Origin of the sequence: Trichococcus sp. (assembly GCF_049589555.1) — a bacterium.
GTDB lineage: Bacteria > Bacillota > Bacilli > Lactobacillales > Aerococcaceae > Trichococcus.
In genome coordinates this window covers 1-5,914 of record NZ_JBAWAZ010000379.1, presented here as the reverse complement: position 1 = coordinate 5,914, position 5,914 = coordinate 1, and the positions used below count along the sequence as shown (strand labels likewise).

Genomic DNA, 5,914 nt, shown 5'->3' with positions numbered 1-5,914 from the left:
GTATCAAACCAGAAGAGAATTTTCTGGTTTGATACAGCCCTTTTCTATGGGAAAATGAATTTATGCTGACGATTAGCTCCGGGTAGGAGACCTTCCGCCGGAGCTAAACAACAAAAAAGAGCATCACCTCCGACCACCACGGCTTCACAGGAGAACAGCCACCGATTCCGACCCCAGCTCCGGCCAGCATTCTCTCACCGGAGTTGAAGTTGAGCTACCCGGCATCCCTGCCACCAAAGCAGAAAAAAGAGGCTATCTCTTATGAGACGGCCCCGTTCTTGTTTCATATTTTCTTATTTGCTTGTTGCTACTTCGACTTTTGCTGTTTTCTTGGCAGTCGTTACATTGCCCAACGGCAGGACTTCTTCGCCGTAGACTTCGTTCAAAACTTGTGCCAAAGCGCCGTAGATTGCTGAGAAGCCGCAGAAGATGCCTTCGTAACCAGCAATTCTTGAAATCATTTCATTGCCCGTGAAGTCTCCCAAAGCAAGCAGGAAGAAAAGCAGTGTCAAAGAACCGAAGACGATCTGCAGGTTTTTGCTGATGCGCAATGTTCCGACGAACATGCCCAACGTGAATAGTCCCCACATGAACAGGTAAGCAGCCATCGCTTGAGCTGATGCCGCTTCGCCCATGCCAAGTCCAGGCATAACGATCGTTCCGACAAGGGAAAGCCAGAAGAAACCGTAAGAAGTGAAGGCAGTTGCGCCGAAAGTGTTGTTTTTCTTGAATTCCATGATGCCGGCAATGACTTGCGCCATGCCGCCGAAGAAAATACCCATAGCTAAAATCATTGTGTTCATCGGGAAGTAACCTGCGTTGTGGATGTTCAACAAGACAGTAGTCATGCCGAAGCCCAATAAGCCTAGCGGCGCTGGATTAGCAGTGAATTCTTTCAAGCTGACGATCGTGTTGTTCTGTGTGTTTGATGCGTTTTTCATTAGTAGTCCGTTCTCCTTTGATTTCAAATCTGAAAATAATGTCAGGGTGATTATATCCATATTGCTTGCTGTCGTCAATCTGTTTCGGGAAAAGTACACTTAAAGTTCATTTTTAATGCGACGGCAAGTCGCTTTTTTGTAAGCGTTCTTTCTGTGTGAGTGTTGTTAAGAAGTGGTTCTGAAGAGAAAACAATAAAACGATTTTGAGGATTGAGAAAGGACGGAAGAGAAAATGATAGCGATAAAGAAAATCATTGCGGTCGGTGGGGTCCTGCTAGGGACTGTGGGCGTTGTGCATGCTTATCTGCGCACGGCGCCTTCCAAAGCCGCCAGGGAATTTACCGATTTGGCGGAAGATTTATTGAAGGAAACGGAGCCGGCAAAGGGTCGTTTCACGGAAGCGGATATTGCGACGCTGCCTGGCCCTGTCCGGCGTCATCTGCGCCGTTGCGGTCATCTCGGGAAACCGAAAATGACCTACATGAAGATAGTTTTTCCGGATGTCGCCTTTTCGCTCGGAAAGGGAAAAAAGACCATCAAGATTGCCTACACGCAATATAATTTTGTGGACGGGCCCGACCGGATCGCCTACATCGACAGTTCAATCTACGGCGTACCATTCGAAGGGGTGGATGCCTATGTCGACGGTAAGGGTTCGATGAAAGGGATCGTGGCGAAGCGTTTCACTCTGTTTGATATTGACGGGGAAGCGATGGACAAGGCCAGTTTGGTGACGTTCCTGTCCGAATGCCTCTTCGTTCCGAATGCAGCGCTGCAGGACTACATCCGTTGGGAGGCGATCGATGCGCACCACGCCAAAGCAGTGATCACGGCGTACGGCACCACTGCGGAAGGGGTCTTCACTTTCAATGAAGATGATGAAATGATTGCCTTTTCGACCAACGACCGGGAAGCCACGACGATGGATGGGAGAAGCGAAAAAGTCAGATGGTCAGCCCTCTGCGGGGGATACAAGGAAATCAACGGCATCCGCCAACCGACTGAGCTGAAAGCGGTCTGGCATTATGAAGAAGGGGACTTAACATACTTTGATGCGAAAGCTGCGGTGATGAGTTATGGCAAACAACAATGATTGGAATGAATGGAAAGGATTGTCGGAAGCGGAAGTGGCTGAACGGAGAGTCCGATACGGAGCGAACGCATTGCCGGTACCGAAGCACCGCTTCCTTAGACTGATCGCAAGGCAATTCAGGGGCATCTTCAATCTGATGCTGCTGATTGCGGCGGGAGTGACCTTTTCGCTGGGAGAGCCGATAGACGGCGCCTTTATCCTGTTGTTTGTATTCCTCGGGACAGCACTAAACGTCTATCAGGAGCACAAATCGAATCAGGCGTCCGATAAATTGAAAGCCTATCTGCTGAGCACAATCACGGTGATCAGGGACGGAATGGAGAAGGAAGTGCCGACCGAAACGTTGGTACCTGGGGACATCCTGAAGCTAGAGTCGGGCGATATCGTCCCGGCCGACGCTATTGTCCGCGCAGACCGCGATCTGTTAGTAGATGAAACGACCTTTACGGGAGAGTCCATTCCGGTTACGAAACGTGCGTCCGCGTCAAGCGCAGCCATTGCCGACAAAGCGACGGTCGCCGCTGTTGAAGAGCGTCTGCTGCAAGGGATTGTGATCGTGCGGGGAAATGCACTGGCTGAAATCACCGCAATCGGTCAGGAGACGCAGTTGGCCCATATCGCTTCGACGGCATCCACCGTCCAGGCTGAGAGCGAACTGGTCAAGAGCGTAGACAAAATCAGCAACTTCATCATGAAAGTGACGCTGCTGACGCTCGGGTTCGTCGTGGTGGCGAATATCCTGATCGAAGGCCGGCAGGCGGATGTCACGGGCCTGCTGATTTTTGCGATTGCGCTGGCCGTATCGGCCATACCGGAAGCTTTGCCTTTGGTGCTGACATTCTCGCTCTCACGGGGGGCTCTGGAATTCGCCAAGCGCGATGTCATCGTCAAGCGGCTTTCCGCGGTCCAGGATTTGGGATCCGTCAATCTGTTGTGCACCGACAAGACCGGCACGATCACGGAAAACCATCTTGTGTTCAGCAATTTTTTCCCTATGGATGGCTCGCCTTACGATCCGCTGGTCTTGGCGCGGTTGGCTGCCATCAATCTGCATGAGCGGATTCCGGAACCTTTCGACCATGCAAGCGATGAGGCCCTCACACAAACGCAACGCCAGATTGTGGAGCGCTACATTCTGGTCCAGGAGGAAGCCTTCGATCCGGCGCTGCGCAGCAACGGCGCAGTCGTGAAACAGGCGGACGGTTCGACGCTGCATATCCGCCGCGGGAGCCCGGAATATTTCTTCGGGGAAGGATTGATTTCCCGCGATACTGTTGCGGATTGGCTGCAGGCAGAGGAAGAGAAAGGTCACCGGGTACTGGGCGTGAGCTACGACGACGGTAGTGGTGCGCGTTTCGGCGGATTTGTCTCTTTTGTGGACCGCATCAAGGATTCCGCTATTGCGACCGTAGCGGCCGCAAAACAGATGAATGTCGCCATCACGGTCATCACTGGGGATGCCCTGAAGGTGGCCGAGGCAGTCGGCAGGGAAGCCGGTCTGGTGACGGAGAGCGCTGAAGTTACGGAAGCGGCAGCCTTTTTGGCATTGCCGCTTGCCGAAAGGAAGGAACGTCTGTCCTCGATCCGAGTCTTTGCCAGGACGACACCGGAGCAGAAGTTGGATTTGATCCAGCAGCTGAAGGAACAGTTCACGGTCGGTTACTTGGGTGAAGGGATCAATGACGCGCCGGCTTTGAAGGCCGCGCATGTCTCGATGGTTGTGCAGTCCGCAGCCGATGTCGCCCGCGAGACCGCCGATATCGTGTTGCTTCAGAATGATCTTCGGGTCATCGTCGAAGGCATCCGCTTCGGTCGGGAAACGCACGCCAATACGATGAAATATATCCGCGCCACTTTGATATCAAACTTCGGGAATTTTTATGCGGTCGCGATCGGCTCGCTCTTCATCAGCTTTTTGCCGATGTTGCCGAAACAGCTGCTGCTCCTGAATCTGCTTTCCGATTTTCCGATGATGGCCATCGCCTTTGACCGCGTATCGGCTCAGGAAGTGGAACAGCCGCAGCGATATGATCTGCATTCCCTCTACATCATTTTCGTCACGATGGGCCTCGTCAGCACGGTCTTCGATTTCATTTGCTTCGGGTTGTTCTATCGGATTTCCCCAGCAGTGCTGCAGACAAATTGGTTCATCGCCAGCGTTTTGACGGAGATATTATTGATGCTTTCCATCCGCTCCTTGGCGCCGATCACCAAGGCGGGCTGGCCAGCGCCTTCGATTGTTTTCCTATCAATAGTTGCTATGATTCTTACTGTCAGTTTACCGATGATCCCAGCTACTGCCGCCTTCTTTGAATTCCAAACGCCGACAATGGCGCATTTGGGAATTATTTTTGGAGTAGCCTTCGCTTATCTTGTCGTCACGGAACTCGTCAAACGTCCATTGTCAGGTTTCGTCAAAAAGAAATGAGCTGTTGGACAATGCATGAACAGGTCAGTAAATTGAAATAGAAGGTGAGCAGTATGCATCCTTTTTATGGAGCTGTCAGTGAATTTTTTGCGGAAGGGTATTGGTGGGTAGGCTTGCTGTCTATGGTCCTGTATCTGTTTTTTTGGGCTGTCGTCATCGTCTTTGCGGTAAAGCTCTTCAAGAAATATTTTGCCGATAGGGAGATTCCACCCAAAATAAAGGAGGATTCGGCGCTTACGATTCTTCGCGAAAGGTATGCGCGCGGGGAAATCGATGCCGAGGAATTCAAGCAGAAGAAAAGCGATTTGCTGGAATGAAGTATCAAGGTACAGTCTTTGTCTGAAAGGGGTGCATCATGGAACTGCGTTCGTTGCTGCAGTTGGCTTACTTTGGCGCCACGACGATTTTGTTCAGAAGGAAACGGCCGCTGGTGGGTTCCATCATTCTGACCGACAAATGCAATTTGGCCTGCAAACACTGCGCCGTCAGCAACATCACTTCGATCATCTATCCTTATCCGCAGATAAGGGCTGAGATGCAGTGGCTGTACGCAGAAGGCGTCAGGATACTCTTTTTTTACGGAGGGGAACCCTTTCTTTGGCGCAATCAGGGCCACACGCTGCGGGATCTGGTCATCGAAGCGAAGCAGATCGGTTTTCTGCTCGTGAATGTGGTCACCAACGGAACGCTGCAGGTGAATCTGCCGGAAGCGGATCTGGTCATGGTGAGCATTGACGGCGGCAAAGAAAAACACAACGAAATCAGAGGAGACACTTATGACCGCATCATCGCCAATATCGAGAATGCTTCCCGGGGGAATGTCTGCCTTTATATGGCGATCAACCAAATCAACAAGGGCGAAATCGGAGAAGTCTGCGAAACGGCTTTGCATACGAAAAACGTCAAGGCTGTTTCCTTCAACTTCCATACGCCCTATCCCGGGACTGAGCAGCTCAAACTCAGCCGAACCGAAAAGCAGGCTTGTGCCGACAAAATTACGCAGCTGATTGATGCTGGCTATCCGATCCTGAATCTGAAAAGTGCTTTGCCTTATATAGTGAACAATACGTTTCCGACGCCTTGTTACCAATGCATTGTTGTGGAGAACGGGGAAAAATGGGTGTGCGGACGCTGCATCGATATCGAAGGGCTCTGCGCAGAATGCGGCTTCTTTTTTGCTGCCGAATTTTCGCTGCTTTTCAAAGGCAATTTGAAAGTGATGCGGGATCTACTCAGAACCTATCTGAAATACATTTAGGAGGTGAATTATGCGTTGGACATCATTGTTGCGGGTATACCTTACCCACTCATTCAAACCTTTCGTATTTGAAGGGACCCATGAGAATACATTGGATTTTGAAAAACTGGATGATCTGGGACTGTATGTGCATATCCCGTTTTGCCGCTCGTTGTGCAGTTTCTGCCCTTATTGCAAAGTGGTCCACAATAAAC

Annotated in this window: 6 protein-coding genes; 5 read left to right on the top strand and 1 reads right to left on the bottom strand. The window is 51.0% G+C overall.

Features of this window, described 5'->3' with window-relative positions; translation table 11 throughout:
- Positions 1–293: 293 nt before the first annotated feature.
- Entirely contained in the window at positions 294–941 is a 648-nt protein-coding gene (locus tag WBV27_RS13205) for an acetate uptake transporter (RefSeq protein ID WP_424202581.1), read from the bottom strand.
- Between the two features lie 232 nt (positions 942–1,173).
- Here WBV27_RS13205 and WBV27_RS13200 point away from each other — a divergent pair, with 232 nt between their 5' ends.
- From WBV27_RS13200 to WBV27_RS13180, 5 genes are all read left to right on the top strand, one after another.
- Positions 1,174–2,034: a DUF6544 family protein gene (locus tag WBV27_RS13200; protein ID WP_424202580.1), complete on the top strand. Its 861-nt coding sequence runs from the start codon at positions 1,174–1,176 to the stop codon at positions 2,032–2,034.
- Complete coding sequence (locus WBV27_RS13195; RefSeq protein ID WP_424202579.1) at positions 2,018–4,462, top strand: cation-translocating P-type ATPase; 2,445 nt, start codon at positions 2,018–2,020, stop codon at positions 4,460–4,462. The genes WBV27_RS13200 and WBV27_RS13195 overlap by 17 nt, the downstream gene beginning before the upstream one ends.
- Before the next feature lie 53 nt (positions 4,463–4,515).
- Positions 4,516–4,779 carry an SHOCT domain-containing protein gene (locus WBV27_RS13190; RefSeq protein ID WP_424202578.1) on the top strand — a complete coding sequence of 88 codons (264 nt, stop codon included), beginning with the start codon at positions 4,516–4,518 and terminating at the stop codon, positions 4,777–4,779.
- A 38-nt stretch (positions 4,780–4,817) separates the two neighbouring features.
- Positions 4,818–5,720: a radical SAM protein gene (locus WBV27_RS13185; RefSeq protein WP_424202577.1), complete on the top strand. Its 903-nt coding sequence runs from the start codon at positions 4,818–4,820 to the stop codon at positions 5,718–5,720.
- A gap of 10 nt (positions 5,721–5,730) precedes the next feature.
- Positions 5,731–5,914 (top strand): hypothetical protein (locus WBV27_RS13180; protein WP_424202576.1); only part of this gene is annotated, 184 nt, incomplete at its 3' end.